This window comes from Microvirga sp. CF3062 (genome assembly GCF_036314045.1).
Taxonomy (GTDB): domain Bacteria; phylum Pseudomonadota; class Alphaproteobacteria; order Rhizobiales; family Beijerinckiaceae; genus Microvirga.
Genome location: NZ_JAYGGN010000005.1, coordinates 131,308 through 149,390, shown reverse-complemented (window position 1 = coordinate 149,390; position 18,083 = coordinate 131,308). Strand labels below are relative to the sequence as shown.

The window sequence follows — 18,083 nt, the reverse complement described above, 5'->3', positions numbered from 1 at the left end:
GGTACAAAGGGTTTGAGGTTTGCGTGAGGCTCACTCAGCCGCCTGAAGCTTGGTGGCGGACTGGAACTGTGCGGTCTCGGTCGACTCGGCCATGGCCGTGGTGGACGACTTGCCGCCGGTGATCACCACCGAGACCTTGTCGAAGTAGCCGGTGCCGACCTCGCGCTGGTGGCGGGTGGCGGTGTAGCCGCTCGTCTCTGCGGCGAACTCGGCCGCCTGGAGTTCCGAATAGGCACCCATGCCGCGGTCGCGGTAGCCGCTCGCCAGGTCGAACATGCCGTAGTTGAGCTGGTGGAAGCCGGCCAGGGTCACGAACTGGAACTTGTAGCCCATGGCGCCGAGCTCGCGCTGGAACTTGGCAATGGTGGCGTCATCCAGCTTCTTCTTCCAGTTGAAGGACGGCGAGCAGTTATAGGCCAGCAGCTTGCCCGGATAGCGCTTGTGGACGGCTTCCGCGAACTTGCGGGCATCGTCGAGATCCGGGTGCGAGGTCTCCCACCACAGGAGGTCGGCGAATTCCGCATAGGCTAGGCCGCGGGCGATGCAATGGTCGAGGCCCGTGCCGTCCTTGAGGCGATAGAAGCCTTCCGGGGTGCGGCTGTCGGGCTCGATGAACGGACGGTCGCGCTCGTCCACGTCCGAGGTGATGAGCTTGGCGGACTCGGCGTCCGTGCGGGCCATGATCAGGGTCGAGGTGCCCATCACGTCGGCGGCGAGCCGCGCCGCGATCAGGTTGCGCTCATGCGCCGAGGTCGGGATCAGCACCTTGCCGCCGAGATGGCCGCACTTCTTTTCCGAGGCGAGCTGGTCCTCGAAATGCACGCCCGCGGCGCCGGCCTCGATATAGGCCTTCATGATCTCGAAGGTGTTGAGCGGCCCGCCGAAGCCGGCCTCGGCATCGGCCACGATCGGCAGGAACCAGTCGCGCTCAGCGCCACCCTCCGCATGCTCGATCTGGTCGGCGCGCTGGAAGGTGCGGTTGATGCGGCGGCACAGCTCCGGGCCGGAATTGGCCGGGTAGAGCGACTGGTCGGGATACATGGCACCGGCCACATTCGAGTCGGCGGCCACCTGCCAGCCGGAGAGATAGATCGCCTCGAGCCCGGCCCGGGCCATCTGCATGGCCTGGTTGCCCGTCATGGCACCCAGCGAATGAACGTAGGGACGCTCGTGCAGCAGCTGCCACAGGCGCTGGGCACCGCGCTCGGCGAGGGTGTGCTCGATCTGCACCGAACCCCGCAGACGCTGGACGTCCTCGGCCGAATAGGGGCGACGGATGCCATCGAAGCGGCCCTTCGGGGCGGAAGGGATCAGGTCGTTGGTCGAAGCCTGGGACGTCTGGGAGGTCATCTTCAATCCTTCAGTTTACATTCCTTGACAAAACCCGCCTGCAGGCCAGTATTGCTGCAATGCAGCAGGGCTCGTTCCTTTAATAATCGTCGAAGAGGCTATTGTTTCAACGACGGATTTCCGAAGAAAAGTGGCCTTGTAAACCTATGACAAACAAGTTCGTGTAAAGTTGTAAAAAGATTTACAATATGGATGAGAGCAGAAAGCTTTTCGTCGGCCCCCGCCTGAAGCGTCTGCGGCGCGAACTCAACATGAGCCAGTCCCGCATGGCAGAGGAACTCGGGCTCTCACCGAGCTACCTGAACCTGATGGAGCGCAACCAGCGTCCCATCACGGCGCAGGTGCTCATCCGCCTCGCCCATGCCTATCAGCTGGATCCACGTGAGTTCGCCAACGACGATCACGAGCGCACCGTGTCGGAGCTGGAGGAGGTCTTCGCCGACCCGCTCTTCCGAAGCACGCCGGTGGCTCGTCTCGAATTGCGCGAGGCCATCGAGAGCGCTCCCTCCCTGGTCGATGCCATCAACCGCCTCTACCGCGCCTATCAGGCCATGCGCGGCGCCCGGGAGGTCGTGACGACCAGCCTCAACGACCGCGACCGCGCCGAGGACGCACCGCAGGTCAACCCGGTCGACCGGGTGCGGGAGCTGATCCACGAGGCGAAGAACCATTTTCCGGAACTCGACGAGGCCGCCGAAGCGCTGGCGTCGGAACTTGCGATGACCGGGCACGATCTGTTCTTCGCCATCGGCGAGCGCCTGCACGCCAAGCACGGCATCCGGGTGCGGGTGATGCCCATCGACGTGATGCCGGATGCGCTGCGCCGCTATGATCACCACCGGCGCCAGCTCCTGATTTCGGAACTGGTGGATCCTTCCGGCAGAACCTTCCAGGCCGCCTACCAATTGGCCTTCGCCGAAATGCGTGAGGCCATCGATGCGCTCGCCGCACGCCTGGAGCCGGCCGACGGCCCGGCCCGGCGCCTGCTGCGGGTCTCATTCGGCAATTATTTTGCCGGCGCCCTGATGATGCCCTATGCGAAGTTCCACGCGGCCGCGGAGGCACTGGGCTACGACGTGGAGGTGCTGGGCGCCCGCTTCGGCGCCAGCTTCGAGCAGGTGGCGCATCGCCTCACGACGCTTGCCCGTCCCGGCGCCCGCGGCATTCCCTTCTTCCTGGTGCGGGTGGATTCGGCCGGCAACGTGTCGAAGCGCTTCTCGTCCGGTCGCTTCCCGTTCTCGCAGTTCGGCGGCACATGCCCGCTCTGGAACCTGCATTCCACGTTCCGGACACCGGGCCAGGTGGCGACGCAAATCATCGAACTGCCTGACGGCTCGCGCTGGTTCTCCATGGCCCGCACGGTCAAGCGCGCCTTCAACCCCTGGGGAGCGCCCGATCCGCAATTCGTGGTCGGCCTCGGCTGCGAACTGAAATACGCCCATCGCCTCGTCTATGCGCGCGGCCTCGACCTGTCCTCCGCCGAGGCCACACCGATCGGCATCAACTGCCGCCTGTGCGAACGCGCCGCCTGCCCGCAACGCGCGGCGCCGCCCCTGATGCATGCGCTGATTGTGGACGAGATGAAGCGCGGCATCTCACCCTTTGAGTTCGATGCAACTTAAAACCGAAGTGCCTCAGGTTGGCCGGGTATGGCGATAGAAGGCGTTGGGGATGCCATCGACATCCCTGATGCCGGCAAACGACATCCCGGCCTTTTCGAGCACGCGGCGGGAGGCTGCATGCTCGGCCACCGCGAACCCGATGACGTGATCGATGGGCTTGGCCCTGTAGATCCAATCGAGCAGCGCCCGGGCGGCCTCGGTCGCATAGCCATGGCCCCAGAGGTGGCGCATGAAGCTATAGCCGAGCTCAAGCTCATCGGTTTCCGGAAACCAGCCGAAGCCTGCGCGGCCTAAGAAAGCCCCTTGCCGGTCGGTGACCTTGAACTTCGTCCAGCCATGGGCCGCATAATCGGCTCGAAAACCCTCGAACTTGGCCCGAAGATACGCCTCATTCCAGGGCGGATCACCCATCTGCAGGAAGTGCTGGACCTCAGGGTCACCGTGAAGCGATGCGAACAGCGGAAAGTCTTCCGCGTCCCAGGGGTTAAAACACAGGCGCTCGCTGACCAGAACGGGAGGCGTCATAGGTGGCTCCTACTGCTTCTCGGACAGCCAATGATCCAGGAACCGCTCCAGCCAGCGGGAGACATGCGGGTCGTGCTGATAACGACCCTCGAGCTGCCGCACCCGGTCCTGGGCGCCCGGCATGCACAGGCGCTCCTCGGCGACCACCGTCCAGCGGCAGAGCATGGCGTGGGTCACCTCAGGGTGGAACTGAAGCCCGAAGGCCCTCTCGCCCACTCGGATCGCCTGCGTCGGGAAATCGTCGCCGGTGGCGAGGGTCTCGGCGCCCGAGGGGCAATCGAACCCCTCCCGATGCCAGTGATAGACATGGCTCGGCCAGGGGACGCCCCAATCCGTGCTCAGGGCCTCGCCGGCCTTTGTGGGCAGGAGTGGGTAATAGCCGATTTCGGCTCGCCCCTCGGGATGTGCCCAGACGCTGGCGCCCAGGTGCTTGGCCATCATCTGCGCGCCGAGGCAGAGGCCGAGATAGGGCTTGTTCTCTTTCAGCGGCACCTCGATCCAGTCGATCTCCTGCTTGATGAACTCGTCCGGATCGTTGGCGCTCATCGGCCCGCCGAACACGACGGCGCCGGCGTGCTCCGCGAGGGTCTCCGGCAGCGGATCGCCGAAGCGGGGGCGGCGTATGTCGAGGGGATAGCCGCGCTCCACGAGCAAGCGTCCGACCCGGCCAGGGGTCGAATGCTCCTGATGCAGCACAATGAGAACCGGTGCCCTGGATCGCCGCCTAGGCATGATTGGGATTCCAGACGGAAACGTAAGCGGGAGGACGGGTGAGGAGACGCGAGGCCATCAGCGGATTATTCAGGACAAGCCTGGCCCTGCGCAAGAGGGCCTCGGATCTAGGAAATAGGCCTGTCTAACCCTAAGATCCTGTTCTATAATGATATCATGGATCAGGGCATTTCCAGAGCCTTTTGCATGGAGGCGCAAAAGTGATAGAAGCGTCTGAGTCTCAAGGCTTGAAGTCGAAAAAATCCAGGGCATGTGTCCCGTGTTCTGGGGAACAATCTACCAGCGCCTTGCCTGAAAGAAAGCAAAACCGTGACCGATAGCGTAATGAGCGACGGCGATCTCAATGGCCTTCGAATCCTTGTCGTCGAGGACGAAGCTGCGATTTCCCTGCTGCTGGAAGACATGCTTCTCGACTTCGGCTGCGAGGTAATCGGGCCCGCGGCCCGGCTGTCTGCGGCCCTCGAGGCCGTGTCCCGCGAGCAGGTCGATCTGGCCATTCTCGACGTGAACGTGGCCGGAGAGCCGATCTATCCGGTGGCAGAGGCGCTGGCGCTGCGTTCGATCCCGTTCGTGTTCTCCACGGGCTATGGCAGCGCCGGGATCCGCGACACCTTCCGCGACCGTCCGGTTCTGCAGAAGCCTTTTGCCCAGCACGACCTGAAGCAGAAGCTTCTCATGGCCCGCACCAAGAAGGCCTAATTTCAGCGAATCTGCTGCGACTTCGTGGCTCTACCTGTGGCCGATATGCTGCAATGTTTACCCTGTGTTCCAAAACACACCGGACGAGATGTAAATCGGCTTTGATCCCAGGCTCTTGCTGCTAAGCTCTAGTAACGTTAGAGCAGGTAGCTTCCGATCAAGCTGGGCCTTCATGTCTGTACATTCTCTCCGCCTTTTGACCGCGACGAGCGCCCTTGCGCTGAGCCTCGTCCATGCGCAGGCCCAGACTCCGGTGGCGCGGCCTGTCCCGGCGGCGGGTGCCATCGTGGCCGCCAAGGGCGGCGAGGAAATGCGCTTCGTGCGCGAGGATCTCTGGCGCTCGGCCCCGATCCAGCAGAGCGTGGTCGGTGGCGATACCCTGCGCACCAACGAGATCGGCAATCTCGCGATCCTGTTCTCCGACCAGACCCAGATCCGCGTCGGCCGCAACTCGACCCTGACTGTCAATGAAGTCGCCGGCGGCCAGGCCGGCAACACCCAGCTCAACCTCCAGAGCGGCAATATCTGGGCGCGCGCGGCTCGCGGCGGCTCCGGTGTCGACGTCAAGACGCCGGCAGCGGTCGCGGCCATCCGCGGCACCGATTGGTCGCTCTCGGTCGAGGGAGGCCGCACCTCCCTCATCGTGCTTGAAGGCGTGGTCGAGCTCACCAATGCCCAGGGATCGGTGACGGTCCGCCAGGGCGAGGGCGCCGTCGTGTCGATCGGGCAGGCTCCGACGAAGTTCGTGATCACGAACTCGAACGACCGCGAGCAGATGCTCTTCTACCTGAGCCTGCGCGAGACCTTCTCGTCCCTCTCGACCACGCCGCTGACGGGGCCGTCCTTAAGAGCGGAGCGCACTAGGATCAAAGCCGTTGCTCCGCAGGCGCGCACCGTCGAGGATTGGCTGACCCTTGCTGAGATCGCCCCGTCCTATGACGGCAGGGCCGTTGCGGCGCAGGCGCTTGCCGAGGCCCGCAGCCGCCGCATGAGCGTCTCTCAGCGCGCCCGCGCGGACATGATCGAGGCGGCTCTTCTCGGATCGCAGCACCGCTGGTCCGAGGCCGCAGCTCTGTTCGCGAAAGCCGAACGCGGTCTCGATCCCAAGCGGCGCGTGCTGGCATCCTATGGTCGCTACATCACCCAGTCGCTGTCCGATCCGAACCGGATCTACGCGGAACCCAAGGCTCCGGGCAACGATCCGTTCGCGGCCTTGGCCCATGCCTATGTGGTTGCCTTCAAGCAGGATCTGAATGCCGCGGCCGAGGTCCTGAGGGCAGCGGAGAAGCGCTTCCCGAACGATGCGCGGATCGCCATGACGGCTGCAACGGTTGCCTATGCCCTGAACCGGCGCGAGGAGATGCGGGTCTCCATCGCCAGAGCCAAGGCTCTCGACCCGGACAATCCCGAGGTGATCGCGGCCGACAGCAACATCCGCGGCGACATCGACGGCGAGGTCAATGCGGCGGTCGAGGCCCTGCGCCGGGCCGTCGAGATCGCTCCAGGCAATTCCGGCCTGTGGAACACGCTCGGCCTTTTTGAATCCGACCGGGACCGACCGCTTGCCGCTGAAGAAGCCATGCGCCGCGCCATTGCGGAAGATCCGTTTAGCCCGGTTGCCTATGCCAACCTGGCGATCTTCCTGCTGGACCAATACCGGGTGGAGGAAGCGGGCGCGATGATCGACAAGGCGCTTGCCCTCGATCCCGGCTTCCATGTGGCCTATCTCGCCCGAGGCCGCTACCTGATGCAGAAAGGGGAGCCGGTCAAAGGTCTGGAGGCCATTCTCGCCGGGTCGGCCGCCAATCCCGGCCTGTCGCAGGGCCTGCTGCTGGCTGCCGCCTCCTATTACCAGAACGGTGACGACGAGCTGGCGATCCAGGCCCTCGATAATGCGGATCGGCTCGACCCGAACGATCCCGCCGTCTCGAGCGTGCGTACCGGCATCGCCATCGATCAGTATCAGGCGGATCAGGCCGTGCTCGCGGCTCGCGAGACCCTGCGCCGCTACCGCCAGCGCGGCGGCGATTTCGCCGGTATTGCCATCAACAAGGATGGCGGTTCCTACCCGGCCCAGGCCTATCGCTTCCTGAACCTCAACGAGTGGTCCCGCTTCTATGGCGACCGGGTGTTCGATCCGTTCGACGCGTCGAGCTACTTCGACCAATCGGCCGTGGAACGGCCCGGCCTCGTGACGGGCCGTCCGGACGTTTCGAATATCGAGAGCGGCGTCGGCGTGGATCTCTCGGCGCTCAACCTCACCATTCAGGGCCTCTTCTTCGATCCGCTGGCCGTATCCGGCCGCATCGGACGGCCCGACTTCTATCGCCGGCCCTTCGTCGACGCGGAGGTCGGGGGCTCGCTCCTGCATCACAACGGCCGCATCGGCTGGGGAGCGGACGCAACGGTGCAGGGTTTCTCGAACGAGCCGGTTCCAACCTCCTTCAACGTCACGGCAAGCCGCATCAAGACGAACGGACGCGATCTCATCGACCGGGAGAATGCCGATAGCGGCTCTTTCTTCATCGGCATGGCGCCCACGGCGGCCGATCGTTTTCTCGTGTTTGGGGCCGGAGCGAACAACGATCCGGCCATCGCCACGATCAACACCCCGACCAACTTCGCCGAGGGGACGCAGAACAATGCCGCCCTGCTCGGCGGGGCAGGCTGGAGCCACAGCTTCAGCGACCGGAACGTTCTGACCGGTGCCGTCTTCGGCATTAACGCCATCAACCGCAGCTTCACGAACACGGCAAATGCTGAAATCTCCCCCGGTTTCATCGTCGGAGGCAACAACTGGCGACGGACCCGGACTGAGGGTGCCTCGGCCGCCCTGTCCCACATGATCGGCTTTGGGGACCTGACCCTGCATTACGGGTTTGAGGCACAAAGGGGTCGTACGATCACCCGCGATGCAGGCCGAGCCTACGTCTACAACATAGCCACGGACACGTTCGACTTCTCCGACATCAACGAGCGATCGAGCGCGACCTTCCGCACGACCCGCCTCTACGCCGACGTCTTCTGGCGCCCGTTCGACTGGTTCGAGGCGCAGGCGGGCATCGAGCGCAGCACGGTCAAAGTCGAGGGCCAGCCGGCCGATAACGCGGTTTCGCCGCGCGTCGGGATCGGCGTCTCACCCTTCGACGGGCAATGGCTCCGTGCGGCCTACCGCCAGGACACGGGATCTCCCATCCCGTTTACCCTGGCGCCCGTGACCACAGTCGGCTTGGTGCCCAATGCCCTGCCCACGCAGCTGGGCGGCGAAACCAAAACCCTAGCTCTGCGCTGGGACGCGGAATGGTCCCCTTACGTCTTCACATCGGTCGAGTATCAGCGCCAGGACGCGGAGGACCTGAACCTTCCGATCGCCTACAGCTTCGACGGTATCGGCATCGGCAAGGCGCGCATCGAGCGGTTCGCTGCAACGGCCAACCTCTGGCTGACCCATGGCATCGGCGTGTTCGGCACCATCGGGACGATCTCGTCAAAAATTCTCTCGGATGAGGCGCCGGGGGCCGACGTGCCCTTCGTCGCCGGCAAGTTCGCCCGCGCGGGCGTCACCTTCGTCCATCCGAGCCGCCTCAGGTTCACCCTCGCAGGAACCTTCCTCGGAGACATCACGGGCAACCTGCAGGGGCGTGAGATCGACGATTACTGGACGGCCGATGCGGCACTGACCTGGGAAACCGCGGATCGCCGCTTCCTCTTCGGTCTCAGCGTGCTCAACATGCTCGACGAGGACTACGAGCTGGCTACCGACATCCGGGGGCCGGGACGCACCTTCGAGGCGAGCGTGAAAGCCAGGTTCTGAGGTGAAAGGCACCGAGACGGCACGGGACCATGGCGGCGGAGAACCCCTCTGGCGCCACTTCACCATGGCCGGGATCATCGCGGCGCTGCTGATCCCGTTTCTGTTCTTCCAGCCCTTCCGTCTCATCGAGGCGCGGCTCTACGATCTTCTCTCGGTGATCGCCCCTCCAGGCCCGGCACAGCCGGGAGCCATCCTGGTGGCTATCGATGAGCCGTCTATCGGCGAAATCGGCCAACGTTGGCCCTGGTCGCGAGAGACCCACGCAAAGCTCGTCGAGAGCCTGCGTGCGGCCGGCGCGAAAGTCATCGCCTTCGACATCGTCTTTGCCGATCCTTCGACGGAGGAGGCGGACACAGCCTTTGCCAAGGCGCTCGGCCCGGATGTGGTGTTGGCGGCCGACGACGTCACCACAATGTTGAATCAGGGCGTTCAGGTCACCCGGGTCAGCCCGCTCGATCCTTTCCTCGATGCGGGAGCAGCAGCCGGTGTCGCCTCGGTCCACCTCGATGGGGATGCTTACTTACGCCGCATGCCGGAGATGCGGGACAGCTTCGCCGGCGAGGCACTTCGCCTGATGGGAGAACCGAAACCGGCTGCTCCCGAGGGAGCGCTGATCCAGTATATCGGGCCGGCCTACACCTATCCTCGCGTCTCCTATTATCAGGCGCTGGATCCGGTGAACTTCCTGCCGCCCGGCTTTTTCAAGGGCCAGATCGTTCTGGTCGGCTTGAGCCTGAAGCAGGCGACCTCCGCCGATATCGGCACTCCCGATGCTTTTCCGACACCCTTTACGCTGACGACGAATACCCTGACGCCCGGCGTGGAGGTGCAGGCCAACATTCTCGACAATCTCCGGCACGGGCTCTACGTGCTCCCGGTTCCGCGCGCCCTGATGGTGATCCTCATCATCGCTGGAGCCTTCCTGGCGGCTGCCTTCTCAACCAAGGGTGCCACGTGGCGCACGGGCGTGTCCGTCGTTGCCGTGCTTGCCTTCTTCATCATCGGAGCCTGGGCACTTTTGCGCTTCGGTCGGGTCTGGGCGCCGCCTGCCTTGCCCATGGCCGCAGCGCTTGCGGTGTTCGGAGCGCGGTTCGGCCTCGACTATGCCCGCGAGCGCCATCTGCGCCGCACAGTGTCGGAGGCCTTCTCGCGCTACCTGTCGCCGGATCTCGTGGCGCAGCTGGCGCGCGATCCCAGCTCCCTGAAGCTCGGCGGCGAGCGCCGCAACCTCTCCATCCTGTTCTGCGACGTGCGCGGCTTCACCACCCTGTCGGAGAAGCTGAAGGATGAGCCGGAGCGGCTGACCACGCTCATCAACCGCCTCCTCGATCCGCTCTCGGAGGCAGTGCTCGCGGAAGGCGGCACCATCGACAAATATATCGGCGACTGCGTGATGGCGTTCTGGAACGCGCCCCTGCCCAGCCCGGATCATCCCTTGCGGGCCGCACGCGCCGCCATGCGCATGCTGGAGGCGGTGAAGGTCCTGAATGCGGAACTGCGGCAGGAGCAGGGTGAGGATGCCCCTCGCTTCGCCATCGGTGTCGGCATCAATACCGGCGACTGTGTGGTCGGCAATGTGGGATCGCGCTGGCGCTACGATTACTCCGTCCTGGGCGATACGGTGAACCTCGCCTCGCGTTTGGAAAGCCTGTCAAAGGAATACGGTGTCTCGATCGTGCTAGGACCTGCCACGGCGAAGGCCCTGCAGGAGCACTTCGTGCTCATCGAGCTCGACCGCATCGCCGTCAAAGGCCGCAGCGAGCAATCAGCGATCTTCACCATCGTGGCACCGGCCGATCAGCATCAGAAGGATCCGGCGCTGGCGGAACTGACGGAGCTGCATCCCACGCTCCTCGACACCATCGGTGCGGGAAAGCGGGCGGAAGCCTTGGCACTCGTTCAGCATTGCCAGACGCTCTCTCCGCCCCTGTCGACCTATTACAAGAAGCTTATGGCGAAGGCGGCGGCGATCCCCGAGTGATGTACTCCCGCAAGGCCGCATCAAGGGATGGCACGACTCTGAAAAGTTGAGGTCACTCAACCTCGGAACAGGCTCGAAATTCTCCGGACCGCTCTGTCGCGCGTCATGATCTTGCAACCGATTTGCAAGTAAAAACAAGTTCTTGCGCTTGAAGACACACGCTCTATAAGGTCGCCTTGTTTCCCGCTGAGCCAGCTTTTTAAGTGACGCGCCATGGACAAGACTCAAAAACTTGCCATCGGCAGCATATTCGTCGGAACCGTTGTTCTCGTCCTGAAATATGCCGCCTATTACATCACGGGAAGCATTGCGCTCTATTCCGACGCACTGGAGAGCATCATCAACGTGGTGACGGCGGTGGCGGCCTTCATGGCCGTTCGCCTGAGTGCCGCACCGGCGGATGCCAATCACCCTTATGGCCACCACAAGGTGGAGTATTTCTCAGCCGTGCTCGAAGGCGTGCTGATCATCGTCGCGGCTCTTGCGATCCTGCGGGAAGCTTATTTCGGGTTCCTGTCGCCGAAGGTGATCGATGCCCCGATGCAGGGCCTCGCCATCAACGCGGTTGCCGGTGTGATCAACGCGGTCTGGTCCTGGCTCCTGATCCGTCGCGGACGGCGCCTGCGTTCTCCGGCGCTCGTGGCCGATGGGCGCCATCTTTTCACCGATGTGATCACATCGGCGGTGGTCATCATCGGCCTCCTGCTCGTGCCCCTCACCGGATGGGCTTGGCTCGACTCGGCGCTTGCCGCCATGGTGGCTGTCAACATTCTTTGGTCAGGATGGGGACTGGTCAAGGAGAGCATCGGCGGCCTCATGGACGAGGCCCTGCCGGAAACAACGCTCATCCGCGTGCGCGAGATCATCGCTCTTAATGCGGAAGGTGCCATCGAAGCGCACGATCTGCGCACGCGCCATGCGGGCCGGATGACCTTCATCGACTTCCATCTCGTCGTGCCGGGTGCCATGAGCGTCACTGAAGCGCACGACATCTGCGACCGGCTGGAGCGCGCCCTCAAAGCCGATGTGGAGGATGCGCTCATCACGATCCACGTGGAGCCGGACAACAAGGCCAAGCACTCCGGCATCGTGGTGCTCTAGGCAGAAGCCATGATCGTGAAGTGATCTATCAATAGATCATAAATGATCTTTATTTTTGCTTTGGTTCTCAAAGGAATTAACAAAGGCTTACTTCAGGAATAGGTATTAACCGTAATAGCTGATGCAAGCATTACGGACTACAAACAGCAAGCCTGGATAAGCGCGTCGTGGGGGCGCGCGCCTCCCGCGGCGATGCGGGCAGGCCACTGAAATTGAATGCGCGCCTTGAACAATCTCAAAATCATTACAAAGCTGGCCATCCCGGTGATCGTGATGGTCGCCGTCACCATTGGCCTCATCCTCTTTGCCAAGACTGGGCTCGACAGCCTCGCCGAGGAAACCCGGCAGATCGTCGATGTGCATGTGGCCCGGCGCAGCATGGCGCTGGACATCAAGGCTCACGTCAACGAAGCGGCGGTCCAGGAGAAGAACCTGATCATCGAGACGCGCTTCCAGGAAATGGCCGTCTATGAGCAGGCTTTCCGCGAAGCCAAGACGGAGGCTCTGAAGGATCTGGACGCTCTCATTGAGCTGTCCGATACTCCGCAGCGCCGCGCGACAAACGAGCACTTGAAGAAGATCGTCGAAGACTACTTCGCCATCATGGGCAGGACCATTGCCCATGCCCAGCTCAACGAGAGCGAAGAAGCCTTCAAGCTCTCGAGCGGCGAAGGACGAACCCTGCGCCAGAAGGCTTCCCGAGCCCTCGACGAACGCGCCGAAGCCAACGCTGTGGCTCTTGAGCAGGAGAAGCAGGATGCAGCCAATCTGGCCTCCTTCACCTCTACCCAGCTGATCCTCGCCTCCGCAGTTGGCCTGACTCTGGCGATCGGCCTGCTCGGAGCCATCGCGGTCTACGGCGTTGCGCGTCCATTGAATGTCATGACGTCTGCAATGGGTCGTCTGGCCGAGGGTGATCTGGACGTGAGCGTTACCGGCACCGAGCGCCGGGATGAGGTCGGTCTGCTCGCCCGCTCGCTGCAGGTGTTCAAGGACAACGCTGTTGAGGCTCGCCGCTTGACCACCGCACAAGAAGTCGAGAACCAAACCAAGATGCGCCGGGCCGAGATGCTTGACCAGATCACCCGTCGCTTCGAGAGCAACGTGTCGGCGCTGACGCAGGGCCTGTCCTCGGCTGCCACCGAAATGGAGGCCACCGCCCAGACCATGACGGCGGTCGCCAGCCAGACCACCCAGCAGTCGGTCACCGTCTCGTCGGCCGCCCAGCAGACCTCGGCCAACGTGCAGACGGTGGCGGCGGCCACGGAAGAGCTGTCGATCTCCATCCGGGAGATCGCCTCTCAGGTGGCGCAGTCCTCGCAGATTGCCGACCGGGCCGTGCAGGGTGCGCGCCGCACCGATGCGGCCGTGCAGGACCTGGCCGCCAACGCCAGCCGCATTGGCGACGTGGTGCAGCTGATCAACACCATTGCAGGCCAGACCAACCTCCTGGCGCTCAACGCGACTATCGAGGCAGCGCGGGCGGGCGAAGCAGGCAAGGGCTTTGCCGTGGTGGCAACGGAAGTGAAGGAGCTGGCCTCCCAGACGGCCAAGGCCACCGAAGAGATCTCGGCCCAGATCGGCTCGGTGCAGCAGGCCACGCAACAGACGGTGGCGGCCATTCAGGAGATTGCCCGCACGATCACTGAGATGAGCCAGATCTCGACTTCGATAGCCGCCGCCATGGAGGAGCAGGGGGCGGCGACTGCCGAGATCGCCCGCAACGTGCAGGAGGCCGCCCGCGGCACGGAAGCGGTGACCGGCAGCATCGTGGACGTGCAGCAGGGAGCAGGCGAGACCACCTCGGCGGCTTCTCAGGTGCTGGGTGCCGCTCAGGAGCTCTCCCGCCACTCCAATGACCTCTCCAGAGAGGTCTCAGACTTCCTCCAAGGCGTCAAAGCCGCTTAAAATTCGCCTCTCTCCGGCGGAAGGTAAAAGACCCGGCAACGTTGCCGGGTCTTTTTCTTTGCCGCTACGCTGAAACAAGCGTCCCGCCAATGGCTTTAGCTACTGACGGGTCGCGATCACACTCCTCGAGGCTCACCCGTCGACAAGAGCGGATCGGCATCGTTCCCTTGCGGGTTCCTGCCAGGCGCCGACTCCGCAAACCGATGAGCCGGGTACCCGCCTCGGCCTGAACGGATGGAGGCTCGCATAGCGATTTCGCCTGGGCTGATGACTCCCTCCACGATCATGCGTTGAGCGTCGAGGCATTTTTCGGCCCGACATCACTGGAAGAATTGACCGGTTTAACCGGATGAACGTCAATGACGTGTGACCTCGAGTCACCGCGGGCCCCTTTCTCATCGAGAGGGGTCCGTTTTCATGGACAGGCCTGAAAACGCGAAAGGCGCCCGAAGGCGCCTTGTCGATGAATTTCCTGGTTTAAGGAAATGGAGCGGGCGAAGGGATTCGAACCCTCGACCCCAACCTTGGCAAGGTTGTGCTCTACCCCTGAGCTACACCCGCACGCTCCGTCTCAGTCTTCGGCAGGATGGTGGAGCCAGGCGGGATCGAACCGCCGACCTCTTGCATGCCATGCAAGCGCTCTCCCAGCTGAGCTATGGCCCCCTGCCCTTCCTTCCCCATCTCCAGCGACGTTAAGCGCTAAGGATGGGAATGGTGCCGCAAGAGGGATTCGAACCCCCGACCCCCTCATTACGAATGAGGTGCTCTACCAGCTGAGCTATTGCGGCATCGCAAATGTTGCGATCCGAGAGGGCGACCTCTTACCCCCTCGCCTGCCGCTTGGCAAGGGCGGGAAAGGCCGGAAAGGCCCTACCAGACCGAAAAAACGCTGCGGCGCGCAGCCGCTTCTTCCTTCGGCTTCGGCACGTCCGGAGGGGTGGCGGGGAATATCACGGGCCCCGGTGGCGGCAGGGATGTTTCCTGCCTTACAGGCTGCTCATCACTCAAGGCGGCTCTCAGCTCGTTCTTCAGAACATCGTCTTCCGGCTCGGGCACCGGCTCATTTGAGGCCACAGGTTCGGAGACAGGCGCAGGAGCAGGCACGACTTCGGGTGAGGACGTGACCACGGCCGGCAGCGGCCTCGGCTCGTCGTCGAGATCCGCCGTCACGTCGTCATGCAGGGTGAGTTCGGGGGCGACCAGCACGTCCGGCGGCGCCTGCCAGACGAAAGCGTCGAGGCGGCCGGTGACGGGCGAGATCGGCAGCCAGTGATCGGACACGATCCCGTCGGCGAGCCAGGCCGGATCCCGCGGCGCGCGGGTGGCGCGGGAGAGCCATTCGCGGCCCTTGCCCGTGGAGCCGTGCTCCGCCTGCTCCAGGTCGGACATGAGGAGGCAGACGCGCATGCTCGGCCTCTCCTGCAGCAGCGGGTCCAGGGCGTCGCGGGCGCGGGCAAACTCGCGCGCCTCAAGGGCTGCGCGGGCCACCGCCAGCCGGCCTTCGGGCGCACCGCCGGAAAGCTTCATGAGGGTTTCGGCGCGCTTGAGCCGGTCGAGGCCGGAATCGCCGGGGCGCAGGTTGAGATAGACGTCCGCCAGGTCCGGATGAGGCAGGCTGCGCCAAGCCGTCTCCACCACCTTGGCGGCCCTGCGCAGATCGCCCTTGCGCGACAGGAGACGACCGGACATGGCCGCCGCCGGCACGAGATCGGGCGCGAGCCGCACTGCATCCTGAGCGCTTCTGAGCGCCCCGTCGGGATCATGGTCCACCCGCTCCAGGGCATCGGCCGTGAGCAGGACAGCCCGGTGGCGTTTGGCCGTGGTCTTGTTCAGGAGGCCGAGGGACGCGCGCCGCTCGACTGCCTCCAGGGCCCCGCGCCAGTCGTGATCCGCGCAGCGTGCCTCGAGGACTGCATCGCTCGCCCAGGCAGCGGCAGGTGCCAGACGGACCGCCTCGGAGGCGAATTGCTGAGCTGCTCCTGCATCGCCCCGACGCCGCGCCTCGACGAAGAGGCCGCGAAGGCCGAGCACACGGGTCTCGTCCTCCTCCATCATCTGGCTGAAGGCGGCCTCGGCCGCCTCGCGGTTGCCGGAAACCTGGGCTGCCTGCGCCTTGAGCAGCAGCGTCAGGGGTTCGCGGCCGAGCAGACGCTCGGCCTCGTTGGCATAGCGGCGGGCCGCAATGGTGTCGCCCGCGCCCACCGCCACCATGCCGCGGGAAATGGCCTGGTAGCCCCGGGAGCGGCGGCGCGCCTTTGAGGCGAAGGTCAGGCGGGAGGGCAGGTGCAGGATGCCCGACACCAGGGACCAGAGCAGGGCCAGGAAGAGCGCGAGGCCTGCGAGCGCGATGGCGGCGACCGCCACCGACATCCGGATCTCGTAGCCCGCGAAGGTGATCAGAACCGTACCGGGCCGGTCGGCCAGCCAGACCGCGCCGAAGGCCGCGACGCAGAGAAGACCGATGAAGACGAGAGCGCGCCACATGCTAGGCTGATCCTTTTCTTATTGCGTCGTACGGTTGAGGGTGGCGAGGGCATCAGAGCTGATCGCTTGAGCTGCCCGATGCGCCTCGGCGACGGCCTTGACCTGCCGCCCCCATTCCTCGGACAGCTGCCGCGACGGCTCCGGCAGGGCATCCCAGGCGGCGGCGGCCTCCACCACGTCGCCGCGCTCCAGAGCCTGCCGGATGCGGGTGACAAGAGCAGGAACGCCGCTGCCGCCGGGTTCGTTCACGGGCCTGACCGTCACCACCTTGTCGGCCATGCGCAGGATGCGGTCGGTCCAGCCCTCGGCCGGGCCGCGGCTCTCGCGCAGGATCGCCGTCTCCACGGGCTCGAAGCTCTGGGCCAGCTCGGCCGGGGTCGGGGCACCGCCTTGAGCGAAAGGTTCGAGGGGCGCGACCCGGGCCGGATCGGTGCCAGCCTTCTTCACCCCGTCGAGCACCTCCGGGTAGGGGGTGCCACCCTGCAGGGCATCGTTTAGGCGCCCGGCCAGCACCACGCGGGTGCCGGTCTGGCTCGCGGTCGCAACGTTCCTGGTGTTCTCGGCCGCCTGCTGGGACAGGGCGGCAAGGCGCTGCTCCTGCTCACCGAAACGACGGTCCGTGTCGACAAGGCGCCGGTTGCTTTCCGCCAGTTGGCGGTCGAGATCGGCAAGGCGCCGGTCGGTGTCCTGGAAGCGCTGCTCCCGTTCACCGAAGCGACGATCGAGGTCCGCCAGACGGCGGTCGAGCTCCTGCGTGATGTTCGCTGCATTCGTGGCGCTCTGCCCGCTCGTACGCACCTGCTCATCCAGCGCTCCGAGGCGGGTGGAGAGATCGGCCAGAGCCGCGTCATTTTGGGAAGAGGCCTGTGGCTGAGCCGCCTCCGGTGCGGGACGGTTCAGGGCCTCCTGCGCCTGGGACGCCGCCTGCTGGGCCGTGCCCTGGATCGCCTGGAGCCGCTGGTCGAGATCGCCCCTCGCGGTTTCGAGGGCCTGAATGCGTCCTTCGAGTGCCCCGGTATCGCCCTGCGCCTGACCTGCGGGTGCTGCCGGCTGCTGGCGCAGCGCATTCACACGCTGCTCGAGCTGAGCGATGCGCGGATCGCTCTGTGCGGGAGCTGGCTCTCGCCAGGTCTGTAATCCGTAGACGAGCCCGGCGCCGACGAGGCCACCGAGGAGGCCGGATCCGAGGAGGGCGCCAGCGGAGCCCCGCCGCTCGGGAGCGGGCGGGGGCGTGGCATCCGCCCGCGTCTCCGCCGTGGAAGTGTCCTGGTAGGAGGTGCCACTTGAACTGGTATCCTGCCCTGCCATCTGCTCGAGGGAGGCTTCCGAGGGAAGCGTGTCGGTGCCCGAGCCCGAGTCGAGACTGGCCTCCGGGGACGCGACCACATCCTCGGCCGGGGGCTCGCTGCCGCTGGCAATGGTCTCGTCAGGTTGCGAGCCCATCACCGAATCTGTGTCGGGGGTCTCCGAAGCGCGAAGCCCCTCACCGATGGTGTCCTGCCCAAGGGTACCCTGGCCAAGAGTATCCTGGCCGACCGTCTCCTGGGCGGCAGCCTCGGGATTGGCCCGAACGCTACCATCGTCGATCACGAAGGCCTTCAGGTCGATGGTGGCCGGCTCGCGCGAGGGCTTCTTGCGGGAGGATTTCGAGCGTCGGGGGTCAGATGAATCGGTCACGGGTCTCTCTTGCAGGGTCGCCAGGGAAAGATTTCTCTGGGGCGAGGTCTTCAAAAGGGCAGTGTGATAGGCAATTGAGGCAAGCTTGGGCGCTCAGGTTTCGTTCCCTCAAGAGCCGGTGATTGTCCACGAACGGCAGACCCATGGGGCCATGATCCTCTCCTTACGACAAAGATCCCCGGTGGGGATC

Annotated in this window: 11 protein-coding genes and 3 tRNA genes; 6 read left to right on the top strand and 8 right to left on the bottom strand. The window is 64.6% G+C overall.

Annotated elements, in window-relative coordinates; genetic code table 11:
- Window positions 1-30: 30 nt before the first annotated feature.
- Complete coding sequence (gene aceA, locus VB618_RS10925; protein WP_329796673.1) at window positions 31-1,350, bottom strand: isocitrate lyase; 1,320 nt, start codon at window positions 1,348-1,350, stop codon at window positions 31-33.
- Window positions 1,351-1,538: 188 nt separating this feature from the next.
- Between aceA and VB618_RS10920 the strand changes: the two genes are divergently transcribed.
- Complete coding sequence (locus VB618_RS10920) at window positions 1,539-2,972, top strand: helix-turn-helix domain-containing protein (protein ID WP_329796672.1); 1,434 nt, start codon at window positions 1,539-1,541, stop codon at window positions 2,970-2,972.
- Between the two features lie 12 nt (window positions 2,973-2,984).
- Here the strand turns inward: VB618_RS10920 and VB618_RS10915 are convergent, their stop codons facing one another.
- Both VB618_RS10915 and VB618_RS10910 read right to left on the bottom strand, forming a co-directional pair.
- Window positions 2,985-3,497 (bottom strand): GNAT family N-acetyltransferase, encoded by a 513-nt coding sequence (locus tag VB618_RS10915; RefSeq protein ID WP_329796671.1) that lies wholly within the window; start codon window positions 3,495-3,497, stop codon window positions 2,985-2,987.
- A 9-nt stretch (window positions 3,498-3,506) separates the two neighbouring features.
- Complete coding sequence (locus tag VB618_RS10910) at window positions 3,507-4,229, bottom strand: glutamine amidotransferase (protein ID WP_329796670.1); 723 nt, start codon at window positions 4,227-4,229, stop codon at window positions 3,507-3,509.
- A gap of 324 nt (window positions 4,230-4,553) precedes the next feature.
- On the opposite strand from VB618_RS10910, the gene VB618_RS10905 reads away from it, so the two are divergent.
- The 5 genes from VB618_RS10905 to VB618_RS10885 all read left to right on the top strand — a co-directional run bounded on the left by VB618_RS10905 (window position 4,554) and on the right by VB618_RS10885 (window position 13,732).
- Window positions 4,554-4,928, top strand: a complete 375-nt coding sequence (locus tag VB618_RS10905; RefSeq protein WP_329796894.1) for a response regulator — start codon at window positions 4,554-4,556, stop codon at window positions 4,926-4,928.
- Between the two features lie 172 nt (window positions 4,929-5,100).
- Window positions 5,101-8,742, top strand: coding sequence for a FecR domain-containing protein (locus tag VB618_RS10900; RefSeq protein WP_329796669.1), 3,642 nt, complete (start codon window positions 5,101-5,103; stop codon window positions 8,740-8,742).
- Between the two features lies 1 nt (window position 8,743).
- A complete protein-coding gene (locus VB618_RS10895) occupies window positions 8,744-10,723 on the top strand; it encodes a CHASE2 domain-containing protein (protein ID WP_329796668.1) in 1,980 nt (659 codons plus the stop codon).
- Window positions 10,724-10,936: 213 nt separating this feature from the next.
- Window positions 10,937-11,824, top strand: a complete 888-nt coding sequence (locus tag VB618_RS10890) for a cation diffusion facilitator family transporter (protein ID WP_329796667.1) — start codon at window positions 10,937-10,939, stop codon at window positions 11,822-11,824.
- Between the two features lie 216 nt (window positions 11,825-12,040).
- Window positions 12,041-13,732, top strand: coding sequence for a methyl-accepting chemotaxis protein (locus tag VB618_RS10885; RefSeq protein ID WP_329796666.1), 1,692 nt, complete (start codon window positions 12,041-12,043; stop codon window positions 13,730-13,732).
- A gap of 486 nt (window positions 13,733-14,218) precedes the next feature.
- On the opposite strand, the gene VB618_RS10880 is transcribed toward VB618_RS10885, so the two are convergent.
- From VB618_RS10880 to VB618_RS10860, 5 genes are all read right to left on the bottom strand, one after another.
- Window positions 14,219-14,293, bottom strand: a tRNA-Gly gene (locus VB618_RS10880).
- Window positions 14,294-14,319: 26 nt separating this feature from the next.
- A tRNA-Ala gene (locus tag VB618_RS10875) sits at window positions 14,320-14,395 on the bottom strand.
- Between the two features lie 49 nt (window positions 14,396-14,444).
- Window positions 14,445-14,520, bottom strand: a tRNA-Thr gene (locus VB618_RS10870).
- 82 nt (window positions 14,521-14,602) lie between these two features.
- The gene (locus VB618_RS10865) at window positions 14,603-16,216 is read right to left on the bottom strand and encodes a heme biosynthesis HemY N-terminal domain-containing protein (RefSeq protein WP_329796665.1); all 1,614 of its coding nucleotides are present in this window, start codon (window positions 16,214-16,216) and stop codon (window positions 14,603-14,605) included.
- A gap of 18 nt (window positions 16,217-16,234) precedes the next feature.
- Window positions 16,235-17,893: a hypothetical protein gene (locus VB618_RS10860; protein WP_329796663.1), complete on the bottom strand. Its 1,659-nt coding sequence runs from the start codon at window positions 17,891-17,893 to the stop codon at window positions 16,235-16,237.
- Between the last annotated feature and the right edge of the window lie 190 nt (window positions 17,894-18,083).